This window comes from Pseudomonas sp. LPB4.O, assembly GCF_038383825.1.
GTDB classification, from domain to species: domain Bacteria; phylum Pseudomonadota; class Gammaproteobacteria; order Pseudomonadales; family Pseudomonadaceae; genus Aquipseudomonas; species Aquipseudomonas putida.
The window spans coordinates 627237-653040 of record NZ_CP151298.1 but is presented as its reverse complement, the minus strand read 5'-3'; the positions used below and the strand labels follow the sequence as shown (position 1 = coordinate 653040).

The window sequence follows — 25804 nt, the reverse complement described above, 5'->3', positions numbered from 1 at the left end:
TTGCCGGGGCCGCTTTGCGGCCCTTTCGCGACGCAAGGCCGCTCCCACATGGTCCGTGTAGAGCGGGTCTTTAGCGGGCTTTTACGGTCATTTCACCTTGCCCATCCCCCACGGCCTGCAGGTTTGGCCGGTACATCGACTCGACCTGCGGCGGCGGCACGCGGTAAGTGCCAGGGGTCACCGCCCGCGCCAGGTACAGCAGGTGGGTGGTGCCATAGCTGTCGAGCTTGAGCGCGGCAACATAACGGTCATCACGGTACTCCTGGTGCACCACGCTGGCGTTCTGCATCGACTCGCGCCATTCCTTCACGGCGCTACTGGCGTTGTCCAGGCTGGCGGCACTTTGCGCCAGGTTCTGGTTTTCCAGCTCCAGGCCGGCCGGTAGCAGGTCTACCACCAGCGCATCCGGCACACGGTCTTCGGCCTTGAGCGCCAGGTGCACCAACACCAGGTCGCCACTGCGCAGGTTGTGCAGGTCCAGCGGCTGTCCGTTCATGCCCAGGTACTCACGACGAATCTGCATACCGTTGCCGCCGGCCGCAGGTGCCTGGCGTGGGTAACCGGACAAAGTCAGTTGCTGGTACAGCGTCTCGCTGCCTTCGTTCTGTACGCTCAGTGGCGAGGCCAGCAACAGACCTTCCAGCTTCATGCCGGCTTCGGCGTTGTTGAACTCGCGGACCTCGCCCGCACTGTCCAGGCGTGCCTGCCACTTGCCTTCCGGCTTGCCCAGCAGGCCACGGCCGGCCAGGAACAGTGCATTGCGCTCCTGGGTCGACAGCCAGCTGTTGGCCGCCAGTTCATCCGACAAGGCGAACAGGCGCTGGTCGACCTGGCTGCTGGCCAGGTTGCTCTCCTGCAGCAATGCCAATATCAGCGCCTGGTCACGCAGGGCGCTGCCGTAATCGGCCATCCAGCCTTTGCCACGGCTGATGCCCAGGCCCGCCTGCAAGGCTTGCTCGGCGCGCGGTTTGTCGCCCATCTTGTCCAGCGCCACCGCCAGTTGTACCAACGGCAGGCCGGAGCGGGCATCGGCGCGGCGCTCGAACAGGCCGCGCAGCGCGCCCAACGGCGCCTGCTGGCTGCGCGACAACACCAGCGCCGCGTAAGCCTGCACGGCAAAGCGGGTGTGGTCAGCGTTTTCGCTGTAATCGACTTCGATCAGGTTGCGCTCCTGCAGGTAGCGCAACAGGCGCTCGCTGGCCTTCTTCAACGCTTCGGCCGGCACGCCATAACCCTGGTCACGGGCACGCAAGAGGAAGTCGGTAACGTAGGCGGTCAGCCAGTACTCCTCTTCGCTGTCCGAACTCCACAGGCCAAAGCTGCCGTTGTAGCGCTGCATGCCCAGCAGGTGCTCGATACCCATTTCAATCTTGCGCTTGCGCACATCCGCCGGCTCGCCCTTGATGCCCAGGCGCTTGAGGCTGTCGGCATCGGCGTACAGCGACGGATACAAGCCGCTGGTGGTTTGCTCCAGGCAACCGTAAGGGTAAGCCTCCAGCGCACGGATCTGCTCGGCCAGGTTCAACGGCGGCCGGCTCGACAAGGCCAGGCTGGCCTCCAGGCCTGCGGGTTCGAACGCGGCCAGGTCTGCTTCGGGCAGGGTCCATGGCTGGTCCTTCAAGGCCACGCGGTAGTGCTTGAGCATTGCCGGGTAGGCCGGGCGCACGCCCAGCGTCCACTCACGTTCGAACGCGGTGGTCGGCTCGTTCGGCAGTTGCAGGCCTGTGACACGCACATGCACCTTGCCCTGCCCCAAACCACCCTGGGCCTGCACAGGAATCATCAGGGTCGAACGCTGCCCCTCGGCCAGGGCGACGGTCTGCATGACATTGGTGGCAAGGCTCAGTTGCCCTTCGGTGGTGATTTCAACGCTCAGTTGCTGGGCGCGGCCCGACAGGTTGGCCAGGTCCAGTGCCAGGCTGGTGCGGTCGCCGCCGGCCAGGAAGCGCGGGGCCGACAGCTCGGCAATCAGCGGGGCGGCGACCACCGTCTTGCCTTCGGCCATGCCGAAGTGCTCGTCGGTCCAGGCCTGGGCCATCAAGCGCAGCTCGCCGTTGAAGTCGGGGATATCGACCGTGGCCTGGCCCTCACCCTTGTCGTCCAGCGTCACCGGCAGGCTCTGCTGGGCAACGATGGTGACCGTGGTGTTGGGGCGCTTGCCGCCTTTGGCCATCGCCGCATCGCCACCAAACGCCAGGCTGGCAAGGCGACCCTGCCCGGCTTCGATCAGTTGGCCGTAGATGTCCAGTTGGTCGGCGCCATAGGCCTTGCGCCCGAACAGGCTGGCAAACGGGTCGGGGGTTTTGAAATCGGTAATGTTGAGGATGCCCACATCCACCGCCGACAACAGCACATGCACCTGCTTGGGCACGCTGCCATCAGCATTGGCGGCCTTCACCTTCACGGTCAGCGGCTGTTTCGGGCGCATTTTTTCCGGCGCCTGCAGGCTCACCGCCAACTTGCGCTCGGCGCGGTCCAGCGGCAGGTGCAGCACGCCGACTGAACGCTTGGGCGTGGCGTTGGCCTTGCGCTCACCCGGGCGGATCACCAGCGCGCTGATGTACAGGTCGTGGCGTGCCCAGGCTTTGTCCAGTTGCACATCGAAGGTCTTGCCCTCGGCGGGCACTTCGATTTCCTGCCACCACAGCGGGCCATCGCTGGACTCGATCATCAGGTAGCCGCTGCCAGCGGCAGGCGGGGTGACGGTAACCTTGGCCGTGGCGCCGTCGGCGTAGGACGGTTTGTCCAGCGCCAGCTTGACCTGGTCGGGGCGCACGGCACCGCCTTCGGCGTTGTCCTGGGCGCGGTAACCGGCCCAGAAGCGCTCGCTGGACACCAGGCCGGTCTGCGGGTCTTCCACCTCGACGCGGTACGGGCCCCATTCAACCTGGAAGCTCAGCTTGGCAGTGGAGCCCGCCTTGACGCTGACTGTCTCTTCGCTCTGGGTCAGGAATTTCTCGTTGTAGGCGTAGCTCCAGCCGTCGCTCTGCGAGTAGTTCCAGTAGTAGTCACGGCGCTCGCGGATCAACCGCACCTTGAGGTCGTTGGCCGCCAGTTTGTTGCCATCGCGGTCGGCTACCAAGAACTCGAATTCCACCGGCCCGTCGCTATCGGTTTCCTCGCCATCGAACAGGCCACGCAGGCCCGGCAGGCGCTCGGCTGGCCAGATCGGTTGCTCCAGCCGCCGGGTAATCGGCCGGCCACCGGACTCCTGCAGGCTGGCCTGCACTGTCAGTTGCAGCGGCGAGCGGGCTTCGGCCCAGCGGCTTTCGATATCGACCACCGCCTTGCCAGCCTGGTCGAGGGTAACTTCGTCCAGCTCCAGGTCCTGGTTCAGCTCGGTTTCGGTGACCGAGCCAAACTGGTAGCCCGGCAGCGCAGGCACCGCCTCGCGAAGTGGACGCACATAGGCCTGGCCACTCAGGCGATTACCGGCAGCCGGGGCGCCATAGAGGTAACGGCCATTGACCTGGATGCGCGCATCCTCCTCCGGCGACAGCGGCGTGCTGCTGCCCTTCAGCTCCAGCGCCAGGCGCTCGGGCAGGAAGTCCTCGACCAAAAATTCATACACCTGCTTGCGCCCGCCGCCCAGGTCGAGCAGCAATTGCCAGCGGCCAGTCGGGGCCTCGGTGGCCAGTTGCAACTGGTATTGGTACAAGCCATTGCTGTCGGCTTCCCAGACGAACTTGCGGCTCACCTGTTCATCCGGGCGACGCACTTCCACGCTCACCGGCTGGGCTTTGACGGGCTTGCCGTCCTGGTCGCGCAGCAGGCCGTTGAGCAGCACGGTTTCACCTGGGCGATACAAGTCACGCGGGCCGAAGATGAAAAACTGCAACGGGTTGGCCTGGGGCCCGGTGATGTCGAATTCGGCCAGGTCCAGGGCGGCGGTGTTCAGGCGCAGCAAGGTGGTGTGCACACCTTGGGTAGCGATCAGGGTATCGGCTTTGGGCGTGATCGGCAGCTGGGCGTGGCCCTTGCCATCGGTGCTGGCCTGGGCGAGCAGCTTGCCCTTCTCGTCATGGATTTCGAGGTTGACGCCGTTCAGCGCCTTGCCGCCTTCCAGCGCTTGGGCGAACACGTCAATGCGGTCCCGGTACCGGTGCGCCGACACGCCGATGTCGCTGAGGGTGAACAGGGTCGCTGGCTGCGAGTAGTCATAGGTGCCCGAGGCACGCATCACCGCCAGGTACACGCCCGGGTCCTGCAGCGGCTTGATGCCGGCGATGGGCAGCAGCACGGTTTCGCGGGTGTTGCGGGCGGGGTTGAGGTCGAAGCGGCCGCTGTAGACCAGCTCGGCCATGTCCAGGGTTTCCTTGGACTGGTAGTAGTACAGGCTGCTGTTGCGCCCCCAGCTGGCCAGGAAGGTCGAGAGCATTTCCGGCTTCACCCGGAAGAACTCGACATCGACCTTGTCGACGTTCAGGGCAATCACCGGCAGGCCTTCGGCCAGGCGCGTGGGCAACAACGAACCGCGGCTGGCAAAGCCGATGGTCGGTTGCATGTCGCGGGTTTCCAGCTGGGAGACCGACTCATTGTCCAGTTGCTTGCCGTTGACCGCGAGCAGGCCCTTGTCGACGGTCAGCACCAGCTTGCGCTGCGGCTCCAGATGGCGCAGGCGCAGCTCCATCTGGTTGTCGGAGAGTTCCCAGGCGCCATCGAGCTTACCCTTGACGGTGTCTACCAGGTGCACCTTGGTGGCGAAGTCCTGCTTGGCATCCAGCGGTGCTGAGAAGCTGATCGACAGCGTTGCTGCGCCATCGAGCTGCACTTCCGAAACATCCAGCACCGAAAGCTCGCGGCCTTCGTAGCGCTTGGCGAGCACAGCCGGGTCTTCGCGCTTGGGCGCCTGGGTTTCGGCGGGTGCTGTAGCTACGGGTTTCTCGACCGGCGCCGGTTTGTCCGGCGTCGAAGAGTCACAGGCACTGAGCAAAGCCAGCGCGCAGGCCAGCAACAATCCTTTGTTGAACATGGAGTAGGAACTCTTAGGCAGCGTGTTCGTGAGGGCAGCAACTATAGCTCAACGTCAGGTGCAGCACCCGGGCGTTGCGCGGCAAGTGAGACCATGGTCGCGCTAAATGGTTGCCTGGCCGTTACACTGTGGCATTGGTTAAAGGGGCGCGCAGCGGCCCCAACTCTCATGGAATGCAAATGCCCCAACTCTCTGCCGACTGGCGCCACCGTCCCACCCACAACAAGGTTTGGGCGCTGGCCGCGCCGATGATCCTGTCCAATATCTCCGTGCCGCTGGTGGCGCTGGTCGACAGCACGGTCATCGGCCACCTGCCCCACGCCCATCAGCTGGGTGCGGTGGCGGTGGGCGCCACGCTGTTCACCTTCATGGTCGGCCTGATGGGCTTCCTGCGCATGGGGTCCACCGGCTTCGCCGCCCAGGCCGCCGGCCGTGGCGACGGCGCGGCGTTGCGCCAGGTGCTGGTGCAAGGGCTGCTGCTGGCAGTCGGTTTCGCCGTTGTGATCGGCCTGCTGGCCCTGCCGTTCAGCCAGCTTGCACTTCATGCCATGCAACCCAGCACAGCCTTGCAGCAGTCCACCGAAGACTTCTTTCACACCCGCCTGCTGGGTCTGCCCGCAGCACTGGCCAGCTACGCGCTGGTGGGCTGGTTTCTGGGCACCCAGAACGCTCGGGCACCGTTGGCCATCCTGCTGACCACCAACCTGTTGAACATCGTCCTGAACCTGTGGTTCGTCCTGGGGCTGGATTGGGGTGTACTGGGTTCGGCGCGGGCGTCGGTGATTGCCGAGTGGAGTGCCGCCCTGCTGGGCCTGGCCCTGACCCGCCCGGCCCTGCGGGCCTACCCGGGGCAAGTGGCGTGGGCGGCGCTCAAAGGCTGGCAGGCCTGGCGCCCGCTGCTGGCGGTGAACCGCGATATTTTTCTGCGTAGCCTGGCGCTACAACTGGTGTTTCTGCTGATTACCGTGCAAGGCGCACGCCTGGGCGAGTCCACGGTGGCGGCCAATGCCCTGCTGCTCAACGGCCTGTTGCTGACTGCCTATGCCCTCGATGGCTTGGCGCATGCGGTGGAGGCCCTGTGTGGCCATGCCATTGGTGCCCGCGACCGCGACACCCTGCGCCGCTCGCTGGTGGTCGCCTGCGGCTGGTCGCTGATCACCAGCCTGGGCTTTGCCGGGTTGTTCCTGCTGGGTGGGCACCTGTTCATCGACTTGCAGACCGACATCGACAGTGTGCGGGCGGCGGCCTACCCATATTTGCCCTATTTGGCGCTGCTGCCGTTGATTGCAGTGTGGAGTTACCTGCTGGACGGCCTGTTCATAGGCGCGACCCGGGCGCGGGAGATGCGCAATGCGATGTTGGTGTCGGTGCTGATTGCACTGCCGGTGGCGGTGGCCATGAGCGGGTTCGGCAACCATGGATTGTGGTTGGCGTTTCTCGGGTTCATGGGGTTGCGGGCGGTGACGCTGGGGTGGGTAGGGTGGCGGTTGCAGCAGAGGGGTGAGTGGATTCAGTGATGTCGGGGCCGCTTTGCGGCCCATCGCGACACAAGGCCGCTCCCACAAAAGGCAGCACAGGCTTTTGCAGGAGCGGCCCCGGCAATTACGACGACAGGTACGAAGACCGGGTCAGCCCAAGGCGCAACGCATCCAGGTACTGCGTGCGCTCGCGCGCAGTGATCTTGGCGCTGGCGACCTTGTCGCGGTAATGGGTCATCAACTCCTCCGGCGACAGGTGTACATAGCGCAGCATGTCTTCGATGGTGTCGTGGGTCTCGATGCCGGCGTGGTACACGCTGCCGTCGGCGTTCTGGTAGATGTTCACCGAGTCGGTGTCACCGAACAGGTTGTGCATGTCACCCAGGATTTCCTGGTAGGCACCGACCAGGAACACGCCCAGCAGATAGTCCTCGCCATCCTTCAGCGCATGCACCGGCATGCTGGTTTCGATGCTCTGCTCGTCGACGTACTGGTTGATCTTGCCATCCGAGTCGCAGGTCAGGTCCTGCAGTACGGCGCGGCGCAGCGGCTCTTCGTCCAGGCGGTGCAGCGGGATGATTGGCAGCACCTGGCCAATGGCCCAGGTATCCGGCAGGCTCTGGAACACCGAGAAGTTGCAGATGTACTTGTCGGCCAGCTTGTCGTTCAGCTCGTCCAGCACCTGGCGGTGCGAGCGCTGGCGGGCTTTCAGCGAGTTATGCAGGCGGCGGCACACGGCAAAGTAGCACTGCTCGGCCAAGGCCTTCTCGCTCAGGCTGATCTTGCCATCGGCATACTGCGCGGCCACGTCACCCATGTAGTGGGTGGCGCGCCAGTAAGTCTCGGTCACCATCTCGATGTCGGTCGGGCCAAGCAGGTCGGCCAGCCACTGCACCGTCTCGGGCAGGGCTTCCTTGTTCTCGATGGTCGGCACGTCGTCGTTGTGCTTCTCGACGTCGGTGACCTGGATCACCAGCATGGCGTGGTGCGCGGTCAGCGAGCGGCCACTCTCGGAGAAGATGTGCGGGTGCGGCAGGCCCTGCGCGTCGCAGAACTCCTTGAGCATGCCCACCACCACGCCGGCGTAGTCGTCCATGTCGTAGTTGATCGAGCTGGCATTGCGCGAGTGGGTGCCGTCGTAGTCCACGCCCAGGCCGCCGCCGACGTCGATGTGGTCGACCGGCAGGCCCAGCGCACGCAGTTCGCCGTAGTAACGGATGGCTTCCTTGAAACCGTGCTGGTAGTCGGCCAGGTTGGCGATCTGCGAGCCCATGTGGAAGTGCAGCAGGCGGATGCCCTGGTCCAGGCCGGCATCGCGGAAGCGCTGTACCACCGAGATCAGCTGGGCAGCAGACAACCCGAACTTGGACTTCTCACCACCGGTGTCGGCCCATTTGCTGGACGCCAGCGACGACAGGCGCACGCGCAGGCCGACCTGCGGCTTCACCTTGAGCTCGGCGGCCTCGTCGATCACCAGAGCCACTTCCGACTCTTTCTCGATGACGATGAACACGTTGTGGCCAAGCTTCTGGCCCATCAGCGCCAGGCGAATGAACTCACGGTCCTTGTAACCGTTGCAGACGATGGTACCGCCCTTCGGCGCCAGCGCCAGCACGGCCAGCAGCTCGGGCTTGGAGCCGGCTTCCAGGCCAATCGAGACGTTTTGCGTGGCGATGATGTTTTCCACCACCGCTTCCTGCTGGTTGACCTTGATCGGGTACAGCGCGGTGTACTGGCTCTGGTACTCCAGGCGCGCGATATTGGCATCGAACGCACCGGTCAGCTGGCGTACGCGGTCCTGCAGAATGTCGGGGAAGCGCACCAGCAAGGGCAGCGACAGGCCGCTCTGGCGCAATTCGTCAACCTGCTCGTACAGGTCGATCGGCGCGCTGTCGGGGCCGTTGGGGCGCACTTCGACGCGCCCGGCTTCATTGATGGCGAAATAACCAGCGCCCCAATGGCGGATGCCATAAACACTGCGGCTGTCGGCCACGGTCCACTGGCTACCATCGTCTTTGCGTGTGCGTCGTACGGACATTCAAGTCCCCTATAGATAAGTCGAAGACACTGCCCCGCAGGCAGCGGAGCGAGTGTAAAAGCTGTAAATGACGATTCATCCGTGCTCAGGCATAGACCCTGACCACAGGAACGAGTTTAGAAAGCGCTGGGCAAAAAATTGTGCGATGGCCTCAGCCGCCGGACTTTTTCGCCTTGAAACCCTGTTTGGTCAGCTCGCCGATCAACAGCTCGACATGGTCGCCCTGGATCTCGATAACCCCGTCCTTCAGTGCGCCGCCAGTACCGCAGCGGCGCTTGAGCGTGGTCGCCAGGTCTTTGAGCTGGTCGGGCGGAAGGGGCACACCGGTGACGGTAGTCACGGTCTTGCCACCACGGCCTTTGCTCTCACGGCGCACACGGGCAATGCCGTCGCCTTCGGGGATGATTTGCTGCTTGCAGCTGCAGGCATCCACCGGCTGGCCACAGTCGGGGCAGTGCCGACCAGCGTCGGTGGAGTAAACGAGACCGCCGAGGGCGGAAAAGGAAGAAGCTTTCTTGGCCACTTTTGTTCCTCTGTGCTGAGGACAAAAACTGGTCGTGCCCTGGGGTTGAGGCCGACCGCGAAGCCCCACTCTGGCAGGGGCGGCGCTACTGCCGCAAGATCCTGCGACAGCCCGAAAAGGGCGCGCAGTGTAACGATAAATTCGGCTGTTGCTAAGTACAGGATTGCGGCATTTTACGAATGTTTTGCGACTATTCGCGGCCCACAGGTACAGCGCAGCTCTCGAACACTTCACAATCCCTGTGGGAGCGGGCGTGCCCGCGAAAGGGCCAGTATTGAAAACAACTATCCCTGGCTGACTTTATATCGCTGCAAAGCGGCCAGTGAGTCCGGGCAATACGGTTTGCTCAGGCTCTCTTGCTCAGCCTGCTCCAAGCCAATGAACCGCGCCTCGATCACCTCTTCCGGCTGCAAGCGCAACGGCGCATCGGACACCGCTGAATACACCGCACACCACAACCGGTTGTCGGGCTGGTCGAAATAGAACCGTTCGTGAAAGCGTAACTCAACCCCTTCAATTCCCAGTTCCTCGGCCAGCTCACGCGCCGCCGAGTCGGCGTAACCCTCCCCGGCCGTCACCATGCCACCCGCCGCCACATCCCAGTACCCCGGGTACAGCGCCTTGCTCAGGGTACGCCGGTGCACACACAACTCACCGGCACTGTTGAACAGCAGAATGAAGGTGCAACGGCCGATCAGGCCACGCTCGCGCAACTCTGCGCGGGGCAATGCCCCCAGTACCTGATCGGCCTCGTCCACCCAGCTGACCAGTTCGCGGTCGGAGGCCGCCCGGTGGGCGGCCTCGTTCGGGCTGATGGCCATTCTCAACCCTGCGACAGCAACTGACGCAGGTCGATCACGGCAGCGTTGGCCCGCGAAATGTAGTTGGCCATGACCAGCGAATGGTTGGCCCACATGCCGAAGCCACTGCCGTTGAGCACCATCGGGCTCCACAGCGGCTCTTGCGAGGCCTCCAGTTCACGGATGATCTGGCGCACGCTGACCGTGGCATTCTTCTTCGCCAGCACGTCGGCGAAGTCCACCTCGATGGCGCGCAGCAGGTGCGACAACGCCCAAGCCTGGCCGCGGGCTTCGTAGAACACGTTGTCGATCTGCAGCCATGGGGTTTCCACCAGCTCCTCGTCCACCTGCGGCGCCTGCCCGGCAACCACCGACTCGGTCTTCAGCGTGGTGTTGAGCTTGACCCGGCCAACGCTGGCCGACAGCCGCTGCGACAGCGAGCCCAGGCGAGTGGCCACGTCACCCAGCCAGTTGTTCAGGTTGTCGGCACGGGTGTAGAAAATCGCGCCCTTGTCGCCGGCAGCCAGACGGGTCTGGTAACGGCTCAGCGACTTGATGCCCTCTTCGAACTCCGACTCGCTCGATGGCAGGATCCAGCTCTTGTTGTCGAAGTTGAAGCGCGGCTCGGCCTTGGCCAGGTCGGCGTCTTCGGTGGACTGCGACTGCGAACGGGCGAAGTCCTTGCGCAAGGCGCGGGACAGGTCGCGTACCTGGACCAGCACGCCGTATTCCCAGCTCGGCATGTTGTCCATCCACAGCCCTGGCGGGAAGCGGTCGTTGGAAATGTAGCCGCCCGGCTTGTTCAGCAAGGTGCCGGCCACAGTCTTGAGGGTCTCGATGGTGGTGTAGCCCACCACCATCTGCTGGCCGCCGCGCTCAGCGGCAGACTGGGCATTCTGCTGTACCGGGAACAGTTCCGGCTCCTGGCTCCAGTACCAACCCAGGCCGATGCACACCAGCAGGTACAACCCGATCAGGGTCCCCAGGGCACGGCTCCACAGGCCGCCAAGGTAGCTACGGGCGGCAGCGCCGCGGCCGTCGACACGCTCACGGGGCTCGGCTTTGGCCTCGCGGTTTTTCCAGTCCAGCATGGCTTTGTCCTTAATCAGTCACGACGGTTCTAGGGCTTTGACCACAGGCCTGCGCCAGGGTGCCACGGCAAGCCCGCATGGCAGCACTATAAAGCAGACACCACCGTACGCATAAGCGACCAATCAGTCAGCAACTGAATATTCGTTCTGGCCGCTTTGTTGATACAGGGCAGTCACGTATTTGCAAAGAGCTGCTAGCATAGAGCCATCATTGCCCCTGCACATCCCAACCTATAAGTAGCCAGGACATGAGCCAAGCAGTTGAGCCGAGCCCGCAGTGCCCCACCCAACAGGTGACGCGTAGCGGCCTGCGCAAGGACGACCCGCTCGACCCGCTGCTGCTGCCCCTGCGCAAGCCGGTGTACATCCTGCTGCAGGACCATGAGCGTGCCCAGCGCCTGGCCCAGCAACTGGAGTTCTTTGGCCTGGTGGTGCAAGCGCTGCCCAGCGCTGCGGCGTTTCTCGCCTCGATCAACGAATACCCGCCTTCGGCCATCATCATGGATGTCGACTTCACCGGTGCCGGCCAAGGCTTGCTGCTGGCCGCCCAGGTGCAGCAGGGGCTGGCGCTACCTGTTCCGCTGCTGTTCTTCAGCCACCACGAAGCCGACACCCCGACCCGCCTTGCCGCCGTACGCGCGGGTGGCCAGGACTTTCTCACCGGCAGCCTTGAAGCTTCCAGCCTGCTGGAAAAGGTCGAACTGCTGACCAACGCCACCCCGCACGACCCGCTGCGCGTGCTGATCATCGACGACTCGCGCACCCAGGCGCTGCACACCGAGCGCGTGCTGGCCAGCGCCGGCATGGTCACCCGCAGCCTGACCGACCCCATCCGCACCATGGCCGAGCTTGCCGACTTCCAGCCCGACCTGATCATCCTCGACCTGTACATGCCTGCCTGCACCGGCCCGGAACTGGCCAAGGTGATCCGCCACAGCGACCGCTATGTGAGCGTGCCGATCATCTACCTGTCTGCCGAAGACGACCTGGACAAGCAGCTGGATGCGATGAGCGAAGGCGGTGATGATTTTTTGACCAAGCCCTTTCGCTCACGCCACCTGATCACCACCGTGCGCAACCGCGCCGCCCGCGCCCGGCACCTGAAGGCGCGCATGGTGCGCGACAGCCTGACCGGGCTTTACAACCACACCCACATCCTGCAACTGCTGGAAGACTGCAGCTTCCGCGCCCGCCGCGAACAGCAGCCGTTGAGCTTTGCCATGCTCGACATCGACCATTTCAAGAAGATCAACGACCGCCACGGCCACCCCATGGGCGACCGGGTGATCAAGAGCCTTGCACTGTTCCTCAAGCAACGCTTGCGCAAGACTGATTTCATTGGCCGTTATGGGGGTGAAGAGTTCGCCATCGTCATGCCCAACACCGCGCTGGACGCGGCGCACAAGGTGCTGGACGAGATTCGCCGGCGCTTTGCAGAAATCCTCTACCCGGCGCAGCCGCAGGATTTGCAGTGCACCTTCAGTGCCGGGGTGGTGCAGCTGGATGAGGTGCTGGATGCACTGACCATGGCCAGTGCGGCGGACGAGGCGCTGTACCGGGCCAAGCATGCGGGGCGTAATTGCGTAGTGCGTGTAGAGCCTTGAGTTATTTATAGGCTGTACCGGCTTCTTCGCAGCACAAGGCTGCTCCTACAGGAGCACGCTGAATGTAGGAGCAGCCTTGTGCTGCGAAGAGGCCAGAGCAGTCCACACCAATAGCAGCACTGTGCCACTTTTTTCTGGCACCAAGCCCCTGTCGTCATCACCCCGTCACAAAATCGCAATAACTTCAGGCGCCTACCTCTCCCCTGCGCAGGAAGTTCGCGGCTATGCGCCTGAAGTGGCTGACCAATTTCAACACCCTGTTGCTGGTAACGGTGTGTCTCGCCCTGGCCGTCACCCTGTGGTGGTCGCAGCGTGCCCTGGAGCGCCCCTACCAGATGATGGAGCGCTACCTGGGCCTGTCCCAGCAGTTCCAGAACCAGGCAGCACGCAATATCCAGGCTTACCTTGGCAGCGGCGATGCCCTGCGCCATGCCGCCGCCATGGAGGCCAACCAGCAATTGCAGGCCAGCCTGAGCGAGTGGCCCGCAGAACTGGCCGGCAAGCTGCGCCCCAGCCTCGACAATCTGCAGGCCTTCACTGCCAACGAACTGCTGGCCGCCGGTAAACTGGCCGGCGATCCGCAAGCCCTGCTGCTGCAGGCCGAGCGGGAAATGGGGGCCAACTTCGAACAACTGGCCGGCTACGCCCGTGACAGCGGCAGCGCCGATGCCAACCGCTACCTGTTGCCCTTGCTCGACGCCAGCGTGCACCTGGGTCGCCTGTCGCTGGCAAGGGACAAGTTGGTCAGCAGCGGCCGCCCGGAGCTGGCCGACGAAGTGGAGCGTGAACTGCAACTGATCCGCACCCAGGCGCAGGCCATCGACAGTTTGCCGTTGCTGGGCGTGACCCGCGCAGCCGAATCCGGTGCCGACGACTTCGCCGCCATGATGGGCCTGGAAACCCAGGCCAGCGCCCAGCAGGAAGACATTGCGGTGGGCCTGAAGCGTGAACTGCAAAGCCTGCTCAGCCGCTACCCGGCCGAACTGCAACGCACCCGCGAACAGATCGAACGCCGCGCCGCCCTTGCCGCCAGCACCCATCAGCGCCTGGAGGCGGTGCAGCAGGCCATCGCCGCGCTGGAACCCGAAGTACGCGGCGAGCATGCAAAGATCGCAGCTGAGGTGCGCATTATCCAAGGCCTGATGATCGGCTTGATACTGCTCATCGCCCTGCTGATCGACACCTTGCAGCGGCGCCTGACCCGCACCCTCGTCAGCCTTGCCCCAGCCTTGTCACATTGGGCCGAGGGCGACTTTGCACAGGCCATCTCCCTGGGCAAGACCAACCGCGAACTGCACGACATCCAGGAGTCGCTCAACCGCCTGCGCCAGTACCTGGTGGAGCTGGTAGGCACCATCCGCCACAACGCCGAGCAGGTGGCTGGCAGCAGCCACGCCCTGGCCGGCATGAGCGCCGCCCTGCACGACGGCGCCGAGCGCCAGGCCGGCGATACCGGCCAGATCCGCGATGCCTTGGGCGAGCTGGAAGCGACCATTCAGCAAGTGGCGGGCGATGCCAGCGCCGCTGCCGATGCCAGCCGCGATGCCGGGCGCGCAGTGGAACAGGGCCAGGCGGTCATTGGCCAGAGCTTGTCGGGCTTGCGCGAGCTGGTCGATGAAGTGCAAGGCAACGCCCGTATGATCGAGCAACTGGCCGACGAGTCGGCGACCATCGGCGGGGTGTTGACGGTGATCCGCTCGATTGCCGAGCAGACCAACCTGCTGGCGCTGAACGCCGCGATCGAAGCAGCCCGTGCGGGAGAAATGGGCCGCGGCTTTGCCGTGGTGGCCGATGAAGTGCGCTCGTTGGCGCAGCGCACCACGGGGGCTACCGGCGAAATTCAGGCACTGATCGACCGCTTGCAGCAAGCTGCGAAAAGTTCGGTGGCGGGAATGCGTGCGCAGCTTGAGCATGCCGAGGCCACGGCCAACCAGGCCCAGGCGGCGGATGGCGCGCTGGACGAGATTGTCTGTGCCATCCGCACCATTTCCGACACAGCGGTGCGCATTGCCGATGTCACGGCCCAGCAGAGTGGTGCGGTGAGTGAAATTCGTGACCACAGCGAGCGCATCCATGAGCTGGGCGAAGACAACCTGCAACGCATTGGCGAAGGGCGCGAGCAAGGCGAGCAGTTGCTGGGGCTGGGTGGTGAGCTGAACCGGGCGGTGCGGGCGTTCAGAGTCTGAACGGGCAGTGCAGTCTCTGTGGGAGCGGCGCATGCCTTGAAGATATCGCAGGCCATGTGTCGCCCACGCCGCCTGCATGGCCCCAACCTGTACCAACTCCGCTATCATGCCCGGCACGTTCCACCTCGCGAGTCCGCCATGCGCCGCCTGTTTTTCCTGCTGTTCCTGCTGCTGGCCAGCCCTGCGTTCGCCACGGGCCTGCTCGACAACCGCCCCAGCGCCACCCTCGGCGCCGCTTCGCTGGCCAACAACGCCGACTTCCTGCCGGTACACGAAGCCTTCAAGCTCAGCCTGGTCCAGGCCGATGCGCAAACCGTCAAGCTGCGCTTCGTTGCCACCGAGGGCTACTACCTCTACCGCCACCGCTTCCAGTTCCGCACCGAGCCCGCCGACATCGCCCTGGGCACCCCGAACATCCCCAAGGGCGAGGCCAAGCACGATGAATTCTTCGGCGACGTCGAGGTGTACCACGGCGTGCTCGACATCGAGCTGCCGCGCACCGACCCGCGAGCCTTCACCCTGCTGGTGGGCTACCAGGGCTGTGCCGACAAAGGCCTGTGCTACCCACCGGAAACCGCACGCCTGAGCATCGATGGCGAAGGCGGCGCCAACGCCCCCGCAACCGCCGAACACGGCTGGAACTGGAAATCGCTGCTGTTGTTCTTCCTCGCCGGGGTCGGCCTGACCTTTACCCCGTGCGTACTGCCGATGCTGCCGATCCTGTCTGGCGTAGTGCTGCGCGGCCAGGTCGGTGGCCTGCGCGGGCTGTCGCTGTCGCTGGCCTACGTGCTGCCGATGGCGGCCAGTTTCGCGGCGCTCGGCGCGCTGATGGGCCTGTTCGGCGCCGGCCTGAACCTGCAGGCGCGCCTGCAGTCGGCCTGGGTGCTGGTGCCCTTCGCGCTGTTTTTCGTGCTGTTCGCCCTGGCCATGTTCGGCCTGTTCGAGCTGAAGCTGCCCCAGGCACTGAGCAACCGCCTGAACAACGTCGCCAACCATACCCGGGGTGGCTCGCTGCTGGGCGCCGCAGTGCTGGGCGTGCTCTCCAGCCTGCTGGTTTCGCCTTGTGTGTCAGCCCCCCTGGCTGGCGCCTTGCTGTATATCAGTGCCAGTGGCGATGCCCTGGGCGGCGCACTCAAGCTGTTCGCCCTGGGCCTGGGCATGGGTGCCCCCTTGTTGCTGGTGGCCACCGGTGGCGCAGCATGGCTGCCGAAAAGCGGCCCGTGGATGAACACGGTGAAAAACGCCATCGGCGTACTGCTGCTGGGCCTGGCCATCGGCTTGCTCAGCCGCGTGCTGCCGGGGCCGGTGACCTTGCTGCTGGTCGGTTTCCTCGCCGCTGGCGTGGCCCTGTTCCTCGGCGCCCTGGAGTTCGTGGTCAAGACCGCTCGCCAACGCCTGGCCCAACTGCTTGGCCTGGCCTTGCTGGTATACGCCCTGGCCTGCTGGTACGGCGCCCTGAGCGGCCAGGGCGACCCGCTTCGCCCGCTGCCCGTTGCAACAGTGGCGGCCACCGGCAGCAGCCAGGCGGCGCAGGCGGATGCCTGGCAGACCATCACCACCCCCAGCGCACTGGACGCCGCACTGGCCCAGGCCAAGGCGGCCGGTCAGCCAGTGCTGCTGGACTGGTACGCCGACTGGTGCATCAGTTGCAAGGTGATCGAGCATGAAGTGCTCAATGCGCCGCAGGTGCAAACGCAGCTGGCCGGCTTCAAGCTGCTGCGTTTCGACATCACCGAGAGCAGTGCCGAGCAACGCAAGCTGCTCGACCGTTACCAGCTGTTCGGCCCACCTGCCCTACTGTTCTTTGCCGCGAACGGCGGCGAAATTACCGCTGATCGGGTGATTGGCGAGATAAACGCCGGTGATTTTGCGCAAATTCTGACACGCGTGCGCGGCAAAGTCGGTCTATAACTTCCCGCGTGCGGGGAAAAATCCTGTAATAGGTGACCAGATTTAATTATTTGGTCACATACTTCGCGCGAATCTCGGACATCGTGCTGGCTATTGCCGGGAACTGGACACTTGCCGTCGCTTTACGGCACACTCGCCGCGCTGTGTCGAATTGCCCTACAAATCCAAGGAATCCGCAGATGGCAACGCTACTGGTGCTCCACGGCCCAAACCTCAACCTGCTCGGTACTCGCGAGCCTGGCCATTACGGCGCCGTGACCCTGGCCCAGATCAACCAGGACCTGGAGCAACGTGCCCGCGCCGCGGGCCACCATCTGCAGTACCTGCAGAGCAATGCCGAATACGAACTGATCGACCGTATTCACGCCGCACGCAACGAGGGTGTGGACTTCATCCTGATCAATCCGGCTGCTTTCACCCACACAAGCGTCGCATTACGTGACGCATTGCTTGCGGTGAGCATCCCATTCATCGAAGTGCACCTGTCCAACGTGCACAAACGCGAACCGTTCCGTCACCACTCCTACTTTTCCGATGTTGCCGTAGGGGTGATCTGCGGCCTGGGCGCCAGCGGTTATCGCCTGGCCCTGGAGTCCGCGCTGGAACAACTGGCTGCCAACGCACAGCCCAAATGATGAAAACCCTGGCCTAAGTGGGCCGGGGTTCGAGAGAAACGTTTCCGATACGTTTTTTTGTATTTCGCCCCCTGACCGAACCTTTGGGAGTTGATGATTAATGGATATCCGTAAAGTCAAGAAACTGATCGAGCTGCTGGAAGAGTCTGGCATCGACGAACTGGAGATCAAGGAAGGCGAAGAGTCGGTCCGTATCAGCCGTCACAGCAAGACCCCAGCTGCCCAGCAGTTCTACGCACCAGCACCGATGGCCGCTGCCCCTGCTGCTGCTGCCCCGGTTGCCGCTGCTGCTCCAGTCGCCGAAGCCGCTGCTGCTGCCCCGGCCCTGAAAGGCACCGTGATCCGCTCGCCAATGGTAGGTACCTTCTACCGCAAGCCTTCGCCGACCTCGCCGAACTTCGCTGAAGTGGGCCAGTCCGTGAAGAAAGGCGACACCCTGTGCATCGTTGAAGCCATGAAGATGATGAACCACATCGAAGCCGATGTTGGCGGTGTCATCGACGCCATTCTGGTAGAAGACGGCCAGCCGGTTGAGTTCGACCAGCCGCTGTTCACCGTCGTTTGATTCGCGGAGAGCCAACGATGTCTGGGAAGCTGGAAAAAGTCCTGATCGCCAACCGCGGGGAAATTGCCCTGCGGATCCTGCGTGCCTGCAAAGAGCTGGGCATCAAGACCGTCGCCGTGCACTCCACGGCCGACCGCGAACTGATGCACCTGGGCCTGGCAGACGAGTCGGTCTGCATTGGTCCTGCTTCGTCCAAAGATTCCTACCTGCACATCCCGGCGATCATCGCTGCGGCCGAAGTGACAGGCGCTACCGCCATTCACCCGGGTTACGGGTTCCTGGCGGAAAACGCCGACTTCGCCGAGCAGGTGGAAAAGTCCGGCTTTGCCTTCATCGGCCCGAAAGCCGACACCATTCGCCTGATGGGCGACAAGGTTTCGGCCAAGGACGCGATGATCAAGTCGGGCGTACCGACCGTACCGGGCTCCGATGGCCCGCTGCCGGAAGACGAAGAAGTCGCCCTGGCGATTGCCCGTGATGTCGGCTACCCGGTGATCATCAAGGCCGCCGGTGGCGGTGGTGGTCGCGGCATGCGCGTGGTGCACAAGGAAGAGGACCTGATTTCCTCGGCCAAGCTCACCCGTACCGAAGCCGGTGCCGCCTTCGGCAACCCGATGGTCTACCTGGAGAAGTTCCTGACCAATCCACGCCACGTGGAAGTGCAGGTCCTGTCCGACGGCCAGGGCAACGCCATCCATCTGGGCGACCGCGACTGCTCGCTGCAGCGCCGTCACCAGAAGGTACTGGAAGAAGCACCAGCCCCGGGTATCGATGAGAAAGCCCGTCAGGAAGTGTTCAAGCGTTGCGTCGATGCGTGCATCGAGATCGGCTACCGTGGTGCCGGTACTTTCGAGTTCCTGTACGAGAACGGCCGCTTCTACTTCATCGAGATGAACACCCGCGTGCAGGTTGAGCACCCGGTGTCGGAGATGGTTACCGGTATCGACATCGTCAAGGAGATGCTGAGCATCGCCGCTGGCAACAAGCTGTCGTTCCGCCAGGAAGACGTGGTTATCCGTGGCCACTCGCTGGAGTGCCGGATCAACGCCGAAGACCCGAAGAAATTCATCCCGAGCCCTGGCAAGGTCAAGCACTTCCACGCCCCAGGCGGCAACGGCGTTCGCGTCGATTCGCACCTGTACAGCGGTTATTCGGTTCCGCCGAACTACGATTCGCTGATCGGCAAGCTGATCACCTACGGCAAAGACCGCGACGAAGCCATGGCGCGCATGCGCAACGCCCTGGACGAGATCGTCGTCGACGGCATCAAGACCAACATCCCGCTGCACCGCGACCTGGTGCGTGATGAAGGCTTCTGCAAAGGCGGCGTCAACATTCACTACCTCGAACACAAGCTGGCAAACGAGCATTGATCGAATAGTGTGATGTACCAGAACCCCGGACTTGTTCCGGGGTTTTTTATTGCCTGTCGGGGCCTCATCGCCGGCAAGCCAGCTCCCACAGGTACTGCACATGGCTTGAGGCCGGCTTGAGGCCGATGCGGTCGGGGTGGGAGCTGGCTTGCCGGCGATTGGGCTCCAGCGCAGCCCCAGGGCCCTACCCCTTCATCCGCGGCATCTCGATGCGGTGCTCGTGCACACGCCGATACAAGGTAGCCCGCGAAATACCCAACGCCCGCGCTGCATCGGCCGGTTTCCAGCGATGGCGGATCAGTGCATCCAGCAACAACTGCCGGGCCGGGCAGGACACGCCGCTTTCAGCCGAGACAACCGCATCACCGCGCACCTCTTGCGGCAAATCCTGCAACTGCACCTGCCCGCCTTCACTCACCGCACAGGCATAACGCAACACCTGCCGCAGTTGGCGCAGGTTCCCCGGCCAGCGGTAAAGCAGCAGCGACTGCAACGCAGCATCCGCCAACACCACCTCCACCGAACACGCTTGCGCCTCCTCGGCCAGCAATTGGTGAATCAGCCCCAAGCGATCCTCGCGCTCTCGCAGCGGCGGCAGCTCGAACCGGGCATTGGCCAGCCGGAAGTACAGGTCCTCGCGAAAACGGCCCTCCGCCACCATCTTCGCCAAGTCGCGGTGGGTGGCGCAGATCACCTGGATATCCACCCGCTCGCGCCGTGCAGCCCCCAGCGGCGCCACTTCGCCTTCGGCCAGTACACGCAGCAGGCGGGTTTGCAGGTTCAGCGGCATGTCGCCGATTTCGTCAAGGAACAGGGTGCCGCCATCGGCCTGCTGCAACAGCCCCTGCATACCTTTGCTGGAAGCCCCGGTAAAGGCCCCGGCTACATAGCCAAACAGTTCGCTCTCGATCAGGTTTTCCGGGATGGCGGCGCAGTTTAGCGTGACAAATGGCCCGTGGCGGCGCTGGCTTTGCTGGTGCAGCTGGCGGGCAAACACTTCTTTGCCGGCCCCGGTTTCGCCTTGTACCAGCACCGCCAGGTTGCAGTCCTTGACCCGCGTGGCCAGCCGCAAATGCTGCTCGATGCGGGTGTCCTGCGCCTGCTGCAAGGGCTGCGCGCGCTGGCGTTGCTGCGGAGCGCTGACCCGGCCATACAGCCCACCCAGGCCCGGCAGGCGCTGGGCGGACGACGTGTTGACGCGCCGTAGCTGGCCCATGTCGAACAGTTCGCCAATGTGCTCGGGCAAGCGCCCCAGGTGCTGCACCAGCCGTTGCCGCGCCAGGCTGTTGATGGCCTGCAAGCGGCCATCGGCATCCCAGGCCAGCAGGTAATCGGGCTGGCTCTCCACATAACCCGGGGTGCCATGGGCGCGCATTACCCAGTGGCCTTGGGCACTGTGCATGAAGAAGGCGTTTTCGATTTCACGGGCAGTCTGCTCGACCAACTGGCGGATAAGGTGCTGGCTGCGGCGGTCGTCCGGTGACTGCAAGGCCGAGACATCCACCACCCCCAGCAACTCGCCCTGCGGGTCGAACACCGGCGCCGCGGTGCAGGTCAGGCCGATGAAGGCTGCGCGGAAGTGATCGCGCTTGTGCACCGTGACCGGGGCCTTGCTGGTCAGCACCGCCGCTACACCGCAGGTGCCCTCCTCGCCCTCCGACCAGCAGGTGCCCAGGTACAGCCCGGCCTTGCGGCAGTCATTGCGGATGGCCGATTCGACCCGGTAATCGATGGTGCGCCCCTGGGCATCGGTCAGCAGCACGCAGTAGTCGGCGCCGCGTACCCGCTCGTGCAGGCGTGCCACGGCATCGCTGGCGATGCGCAGAAACAGCTCGGCGCGTTCGCGGCATTCGTTGAGCAGGCTTTGGGACAGGATGCGCGGCCCCTGCTGGGACCCGGGGTCGAGGCGGTACAGCTCCATGGAACGGCGCCATGAATCGAGGATCAGCGCTGGCACCGGCGCCTGTGGCAGGCGGTCGGCGTTCTTCAGCACCCGGCTGACGCAGTCGACATGGGCTCGGGAGTTCGCGGCAAGCATTCAGGCCCTCCGGTTCTCGTTGCTGTTTTTATCGTTGTCCGGCCATTAAGCGCTTCCACGCATGCCCCGACAAGCACTGTGTGATTACCGGCCGGCTTGAGACGCTGCGTCTCAGCGTCTCGCCAACCCTGGCCCCGCGCTGGCACCCGGCGTCTCGCAAGCAGCGCAATGAGCACCTGCCTGAGCGCAACAAAACCGCTCTGGCACGGCCATTTCAGCCGCGCCACGAAAAGCTGGCACCGCGCTTGCTCCTGCCCTTGCAAACAAAAATACGAGGTGCGCCATGCAGCTACCCGCCCTGACCGTCGGGATCATTGCCAACCCTGCCTCTGGCCGCGACCTGCGCCGCCTGACCGCCAATGCCGGGCTCTATTCGAGCACCGACAAGGCCTCGGCGATCCAGCGCCTGCTGGCGGCCTTCGGTGCCACGGGCATCGGCCAGGTGCTGCTGCCCAGCGACATGACCGGCATAGCCGCCGCCGTGCTCAAGGCCAGCCAAGGCCCGGGCGCCCGTGACCAGCACTGGCCGGCCATCGAAATACTCGACCTGCCGCTGACCCAGACCGTTGCCGATACCCGCCTGGCCACCCGGCGCATGGTCGAGCGTGGCGTGGCGATGATCGCCGTGCTCGGTGGCGACGGCACCCACAAGGCAGTCGCTGCCGAGGCCGGTGACATACCGCTACTGACGCTGTCCACCGGCACCAACAATGCCTTCCCCGAACTGCGTGAAGCTACCAGTGCGGGCCTGGCCGGCGGCCTGCTCGCCAGCGGCCAGGTACCGGCCAGCATCGGCCTGCGCCGCAACAAGCGCCTGCTGGTGAAAGTGCCCGAGCAGCAGCTTGCCGAATGGGCCTTGGTGGAAGTGGCGGTATCGCCCCAGCGCTTCATCGGTGCCCGTGCACTCAGCCGCAGCGAAGACTTGAGCGAAGTCTTTGCCTGCTTCGCCGAGCCCCATGCCATTGGCCTGTCAGCCTTGTGCGGGCTGTGGTGCCCGGTGTCGCGCCAGGACCCGCACGGCGCCTGGGTACGCCTGAACCCCGCTGCCGAACAGGCGCTGCTCGCCCCCTTGGCGCCCGGCCTGCTGCAAGGCTGCGGCATCACCGCCAGCGGCCCGCTGACGCCCGGCGTCGCCCATCGCCTGAGCCTGGCCAGCGGCACCCTGGCCCTGGACGGCGAGCGCGAAATCGAATTCGCCGAGCACGATACGCCCACCATCACCCTCGACCACCAAGGCCCGCTGAGCGTGGATGTCGAGGCCGTCCTGGCACATGCCGCCCGCCATCACCTGCTGGCCGTCCCGCGCGGCCACCGGCTGCACCCTGCAAACCCGCGTTGAGACAACCCTGGAGAACAACAAGATGTCCAATCAACTCAGTACCGAACAACTGCTGCATGCCTATGAAGTGATGCGCACCATCCGCGCCTTCGAAGAACGCCTGCACGTGGAGTTCGCCACTGGCGAGATCCCCGGCTTCGTCCACCTGTACGCCGGCGAAGAAGCCTCCGCCGCCGGGGTCATGGCCCACCTGCGCGACAGCGACTGCATCGCCTCGACCCACCGCGGCCATGGCCACTGCATCGCCAAGGGGGTGGATGTGTACGGCATGATGGCCGAGATCTATGGCAAGAAAACCGGCGTGTGCGGCGGCAAAGGCGGCTCGATGCACATTGCCGACCTGGAAAAAGGCATGCTCGGTGCCAACGGCATCGTCGGCGCCGGTGCACCGCTGGTGGCCGGGGCGGCATTGGCAGCCAAACTCAAGGGCCGTGATGACGTGTCGGTAGCCTTCTTCGGCGATGGCGCTTCCAACGAAGGCGCCGTGTTCGAAGCCATGAACATGGCGTCGATCATGAACCTGCCGTGCATCTTCGTGGCCGAGAACAACGGCTACGCGGAGGCCACAGCCTCCAACTGGTCCGTCGCCTGCGACCACATTGCCGACCGCGCAGCCGGCTTCGGCATGCCGGGCGTCACCATCGACGGCTTCGACTTCTTTGCCGTGTACGAGGCCGCCGGCGCCGCCATCGAGCGCGCCCGTGCCGGGCAAGGGCCGTCACTGATCGAGGTCAAGCTCAGCCGCTACTACGGCCACTTCGAAGGCGATGCGCAAACCTACCGCGCGCCGGATGAAGTGAAGAACCTGCGCGAATCCCGCGACTGCCTGATGCAGTTCCGCAACAAGACCACCCGCGCCGGCCTGCTCACTGCCGAGCAACTGGACGCCATAGACGCGCGCATCGAGGACCTGATCGAAGACGCCGTGCGCCGCGCCAAGTCCGACCCCAAGCCACAGCCCGCCGACCTGCTCACCGACGTCTACGTCAGCTACCCCTGAGCCGCGGATTACAAGAACAACAGGAGAACCACCATGGCAAGAAAGATCAGCTACCAGCAGGCCATCAACGAAGCCCTGGCCCAGGAAATGCGCCGCGACAACACGGTGTTCATCATTGGTGAAGACGTCGCCGGCGGTGCCGGTGCACCCGGCGAGGAGGACGCCTGGGGTGGCGTGCTGGGCGTGACCAAGGGCCTGTATCACCAGTTCCCCGGCCGCGTGCTGGACGCTCCATTATCGGAAATCGGCTACGTCGGCGCTGCCGTCGGTGCCGCCACCCAAGGCCTGCGCCCGGTGTGCGAACTGATGTTCGTGGACTTTGCCGGCTGCTGCCTGGACCAGATCCTCAACCAGGCTGCCAAGTTTCGCTACATGTTCGGCGGCAAGGCGGTCACCCCGCTGGTGATGCGCACCATGTACGGCGCCGGCCTGCGTGCGGCCGCCCAGCACTCGCAGATGCTCACCTCGCTGTGGACGCACATCCCCGGCCTGAAGGTGGTGTGCCCTTCTTCCCCTTACGATGCCAAGGGCTTGCTGATACAGGCGATCCGCGACAACGACCCGGTGATCTTCTGTGAGCACAAGCTGCTGTACAGCATGCAGGGCGAGGTGCCGGAAGAGGTGTACACCGTGCCGTTCGGTGAGGCCAACTTCCTGCGTGATGGCGACGATGTGACCTTGGTCACCTATGGGCGCATGGTCCATGTAGCACTTGAAGCCGCCAACAACCTGGCCCGCCAGGGCATCGACTGCGAAGTGCTGGACCTGCGCACCACCAGCCCGCTGGACGAAGACAGCATTCTTGAAAGTGTGGAAAAAACCGGCCGCCTGGTGGTGATCGACGAAGCCAACCCGCGCTGCTCGATGGCCACCGACATCAGCGCGCTGGTGGCGCAGAAGGCCTTCGGCGCACTCAAGGGCCCGATCGAGATGGTCACTGCACCGCACACCCCGGTGCCGTTCTCCGATGCCCTGGAAGACCTGTACATCCCTGACGCGGCGAAGATCGAAGCGGCCGTGCGCAAGGTGATCGAAGCCGCAAGGAGTGCCGCATGAGCCAGATCCATACCCTGACCATGCCCAAGTGGGGCCTGTCGATGACCGAAGGCCGGGTGGATACCTGGCTCAAGCAGGAGGGTGACGAAATCAACAAGGGCGACGAGGTGCTGGACGTCGAGACCGACAAGATCAGCAGCAGCGTCGAAGCCCCGTTCAGTGGCGTGTTGCGCCGCCAGGTGGCCAAGCCGGATGAAACCCTGCCAGTGGGCGCGTTGCTGGCCGTGGTGGTGGAAGGCGAAGCCGAAGAAGCCGAAATCGATGCGCTGGTGCAGCGCTTCCAGGCCGAGTTCGTCGCCGAGGGGGGCGCCGATCAGGCCCAGGGGCCGGCCCCACAGAAGGCAGAGGTTGGCGGCCGCCTGCTGCGCTGGTTCGAGTTGGGGGAAGGTGGCACGCCGCTGGTGCTGGTGCACGGTTTTGGCGGCGACCTCAACAACTGGCTGTTCAACCACCCGGCATTGGCCGCTGAACGCCGCGTGATCGCACTCGACCTGCCGGGGCACGGCGAGTCGGCCAAGGCCCTGCAGCGGGGCGACCTGGATGAACTGAGCGAAACCGTGCTGACCCTGCTCGACCACCTGGACATCGCCAAGGCCCACCTGGCGGGCCATTCCATGGGCGGCGCGGTAAGCCTCAACGTGGCACGCCTGGCGCCGCAGCGGGTGGCCAGCCTCAGCCTGGTCGCCAGTGCCGGCCTGGGCGAAGCGATCAACGGGCAGTACTTGCAAGGCTTCGTCGCCGCCGCCAACCGCAACGCCCTCAAACCGCAGATGGTGCAACTGTTTGCCGACCCGGCGCTGGTCACCCGGCAAATGCTGGAGGACATGCTCAAGTTCAAGCGCCTGGAAGGTGTTGATGACGCCTTGCGCCAGCTGGCATCAGCCATTGCCGACGGCGACCGCCAGCGCCACGACCTGCGCGGGGTGCTGGGGCAGCATCCGGCACTGGTGGTGTGGGGCGGCAAGGACGCGATCATCCCGGCCAGCCATGCCGAAGGCCTGGAGGCAGAAGTACTGGTGCTGCCCGAGGCTGGGCATATGGTGCAGATGGAGGCGGCTGAAGAGGTGAATCGGAGGATGGCGGATTTTTTGCGGGGGCATTGAAGGGTATGACTTGAGCTCTTGCGTGTCTGTGAGATCGAGCGCCGCCCGCGCGGCGCTTCGCAGCACAAGGCTGCTCCTACATTTGTTTCGGG

At 64.4% G+C, this 25804-nt stretch carries 17 protein-coding genes; 11 read left to right on the top strand and 6 right to left on the bottom strand.

What is annotated here, in order from left to right:
* Window positions 1-70: 70 nt before the first annotated feature.
* On the bottom strand, window positions 71-4972 hold the full coding sequence (locus MRBLPB4O_RS02890; protein WP_341797470.1) for an alpha-2-macroglobulin: 4902 nt from the start codon (window positions 4970-4972) through the stop codon (window positions 71-73).
* A 179-nt stretch (window positions 4973-5151) separates the two neighbouring features.
* Here MRBLPB4O_RS02890 and MRBLPB4O_RS02885 point away from each other — a divergent pair, with 179 nt between their 5' ends.
* Window positions 5152-6489, top strand: coding sequence for an MATE family efflux transporter (locus MRBLPB4O_RS02885; protein WP_341797469.1), 1338 nt, complete (start codon window positions 5152-5154; stop codon window positions 6487-6489).
* Window positions 6490-6574: 85 nt separating this feature from the next.
* On the opposite strand, the gene speA is transcribed toward MRBLPB4O_RS02885, so the two are convergent.
* From speA to MRBLPB4O_RS02865, 4 genes are all read right to left on the bottom strand, one after another.
* Window positions 6575-8488 (bottom strand): arginine decarboxylase, encoded by a 1914-nt coding sequence (gene speA, locus MRBLPB4O_RS02880; protein ID WP_016497862.1) that lies wholly within the window; start codon window positions 8486-8488, stop codon window positions 6575-6577.
* Window positions 8489-8639: 151 nt separating this feature from the next.
* The gene (locus MRBLPB4O_RS02875; RefSeq protein WP_016497861.1) at window positions 8640-9011 is read right to left on the bottom strand and encodes a translation initiation factor Sui1; all 372 of its coding nucleotides are present in this window, start codon (window positions 9009-9011) and stop codon (window positions 8640-8642) included.
* A gap of 284 nt (window positions 9012-9295) precedes the next feature.
* Complete coding sequence (locus MRBLPB4O_RS02870) at window positions 9296-9832, bottom strand: NUDIX hydrolase (RefSeq protein WP_016497860.1); 537 nt, start codon at window positions 9830-9832, stop codon at window positions 9296-9298.
* A gap of 2 nt (window positions 9833-9834) precedes the next feature.
* Entirely contained in the window at window positions 9835-10902 is a 1068-nt protein-coding gene (locus MRBLPB4O_RS02865; protein WP_016497859.1) for a DUF2333 family protein, read from the bottom strand.
* A 248-nt stretch (window positions 10903-11150) separates the two neighbouring features.
* Here MRBLPB4O_RS02865 and MRBLPB4O_RS02860 point away from each other — a divergent pair, with 248 nt between their 5' ends.
* The 6 genes from MRBLPB4O_RS02860 to accC all read left to right on the top strand — a co-directional run bounded on the left by MRBLPB4O_RS02860 (window position 11151) and on the right by accC (window position 19176).
* On the top strand, window positions 11151-12506 hold the full coding sequence (locus tag MRBLPB4O_RS02860; protein WP_341797468.1) for a diguanylate cyclase: 1356 nt from the start codon (window positions 11151-11153) through the stop codon (window positions 12504-12506).
* 224 nt (window positions 12507-12730) lie between these two features.
* Window positions 12731-14692, top strand: coding sequence for a methyl-accepting chemotaxis protein (locus tag MRBLPB4O_RS02855; protein WP_341797467.1), 1962 nt, complete (start codon window positions 12731-12733; stop codon window positions 14690-14692).
* Between the two features lie 138 nt (window positions 14693-14830).
* Window positions 14831-16603, top strand: a complete 1773-nt coding sequence (locus MRBLPB4O_RS02850; RefSeq protein ID WP_341797466.1) for a protein-disulfide reductase DsbD — start codon at window positions 14831-14833, stop codon at window positions 16601-16603.
* A 179-nt stretch (window positions 16604-16782) separates the two neighbouring features.
* Window positions 16783-17238 carry a type II 3-dehydroquinate dehydratase gene (aroQ, locus tag MRBLPB4O_RS02845; RefSeq protein ID WP_003255330.1) on the top strand — a complete coding sequence of 152 codons (456 nt, stop codon included), beginning with the start codon at window positions 16783-16785 and terminating at the stop codon, window positions 17236-17238.
* Window positions 17239-17338: 100 nt separating this feature from the next.
* Entirely contained in the window at window positions 17339-17803 is a 465-nt protein-coding gene (gene accB / locus MRBLPB4O_RS02840) for an acetyl-CoA carboxylase biotin carboxyl carrier protein (RefSeq protein ID WP_341797465.1), read from the top strand.
* Between the two features lie 17 nt (window positions 17804-17820).
* On the top strand, window positions 17821-19176 hold the full coding sequence (gene accC / locus MRBLPB4O_RS02835) for an acetyl-CoA carboxylase biotin carboxylase subunit (RefSeq protein WP_012270325.1): 1356 nt from the start codon (window positions 17821-17823) through the stop codon (window positions 19174-19176).
* Window positions 19177-19360: 184 nt separating this feature from the next.
* Here the strand turns inward: accC and MRBLPB4O_RS02830 are convergent, their stop codons facing one another.
* On the bottom strand, window positions 19361-21214 hold the full coding sequence (locus tag MRBLPB4O_RS02830; RefSeq protein ID WP_341797464.1) for a sigma-54-dependent Fis family transcriptional regulator: 1854 nt from the start codon (window positions 21212-21214) through the stop codon (window positions 19361-19363).
* Window positions 21215-21497: 283 nt separating this feature from the next.
* Here MRBLPB4O_RS02830 and MRBLPB4O_RS02825 point away from each other — a divergent pair, with 283 nt between their 5' ends.
* The 4 genes from MRBLPB4O_RS02825 to MRBLPB4O_RS02810 are packed head-to-tail and all read left to right on the top strand — an operon-like array spanning window position 21498 to window position 25712.
* Window positions 21498-22553 (top strand): NAD(+)/NADH kinase, encoded by a 1056-nt coding sequence (locus MRBLPB4O_RS02825; RefSeq protein ID WP_341797463.1) that lies wholly within the window; start codon window positions 21498-21500, stop codon window positions 22551-22553.
* A 22-nt stretch (window positions 22554-22575) separates the two neighbouring features.
* The gene (locus tag MRBLPB4O_RS02820; protein ID WP_016497852.1) at window positions 22576-23553 is read left to right on the top strand and encodes a thiamine pyrophosphate-dependent dehydrogenase E1 component subunit alpha; all 978 of its coding nucleotides are present in this window, start codon (window positions 22576-22578) and stop codon (window positions 23551-23553) included.
* A 33-nt stretch (window positions 23554-23586) separates the two neighbouring features.
* On the top strand, window positions 23587-24609 hold the full coding sequence (locus MRBLPB4O_RS02815; protein ID WP_043199305.1) for an alpha-ketoacid dehydrogenase subunit beta: 1023 nt from the start codon (window positions 23587-23589) through the stop codon (window positions 24607-24609).
* Entirely contained in the window at window positions 24606-25712 is a 1107-nt protein-coding gene (locus MRBLPB4O_RS02810; RefSeq protein WP_341797462.1) for an acetoin dehydrogenase dihydrolipoyllysine-residue acetyltransferase subunit, read from the top strand. The genes MRBLPB4O_RS02815 and MRBLPB4O_RS02810 overlap by 4 nt, the downstream gene beginning before the upstream one ends.
* The last annotated feature ends 92 nt before the right edge of the window (window positions 25713-25804 follow it).

Coding starts and splice junctions, on each gene's coding strand:
- speA (WP_016497862.1), bottom strand. CDS start 8,488: ATGTCCGTACGACGCACACGCAAAGACGATGGTAGCCAGTGGACCGTG.
- accB (WP_341797465.1), top strand. CDS start 17,339: ATGGATATCCGTAAAGTCAAGAAACTGATCGAGCTGCTGGAAGAGTCT.
- MRBLPB4O_RS02885 (WP_341797469.1), top strand. CDS start 5,152: ATGCCCCAACTCTCTGCCGACTGGCGCCACCGTCCCACCCACAACAAG.
- MRBLPB4O_RS02890 (WP_341797470.1), bottom strand. CDS start 4,972: ATGTTCAACAAAGGATTGTTGCTGGCCTGCGCGCTGGCTTTGCTCAGT.
- MRBLPB4O_RS02825 (WP_341797463.1), top strand. CDS start 21,498: ATGCAGCTACCCGCCCTGACCGTCGGGATCATTGCCAACCCTGCCTCT.
- accC (WP_012270325.1), top strand. CDS start 17,821: ATGTCTGGGAAGCTGGAAAAAGTCCTGATCGCCAACCGCGGGGAAATT.
- aroQ (WP_003255330.1), top strand. CDS start 16,783: ATGGCAACGCTACTGGTGCTCCACGGCCCAAACCTCAACCTGCTCGGT.
- MRBLPB4O_RS02850 (WP_341797466.1), top strand. CDS start 14,831: ATGCGCCGCCTGTTTTTCCTGCTGTTCCTGCTGCTGGCCAGCCCTGCG.
- MRBLPB4O_RS02820 (WP_016497852.1), top strand. CDS start 22,576: ATGTCCAATCAACTCAGTACCGAACAACTGCTGCATGCCTATGAAGTG.
- MRBLPB4O_RS02860 (WP_341797468.1), top strand. CDS start 11,151: ATGAGCCAAGCAGTTGAGCCGAGCCCGCAGTGCCCCACCCAACAGGTG.
- MRBLPB4O_RS02865 (WP_016497859.1), bottom strand. CDS start 10,902: ATGCTGGACTGGAAAAACCGCGAGGCCAAAGCCGAGCCCCGTGAGCGT.
- MRBLPB4O_RS02830 (WP_341797464.1), bottom strand. CDS start 21,214: ATGCTTGCCGCGAACTCCCGAGCCCATGTCGACTGCGTCAGCCGGGTG.
- MRBLPB4O_RS02870 (WP_016497860.1), bottom strand. CDS start 9,832: ATGGCCATCAGCCCGAACGAGGCCGCCCACCGGGCGGCCTCCGACCGC.
- MRBLPB4O_RS02815 (WP_043199305.1), top strand. CDS start 23,587: ATGGCAAGAAAGATCAGCTACCAGCAGGCCATCAACGAAGCCCTGGCC.
- MRBLPB4O_RS02855 (WP_341797467.1), top strand. CDS start 12,731: ATGCGCCTGAAGTGGCTGACCAATTTCAACACCCTGTTGCTGGTAACG.
- MRBLPB4O_RS02810 (WP_341797462.1), top strand. CDS start 24,606: ATGAGCCAGATCCATACCCTGACCATGCCCAAGTGGGGCCTGTCGATG.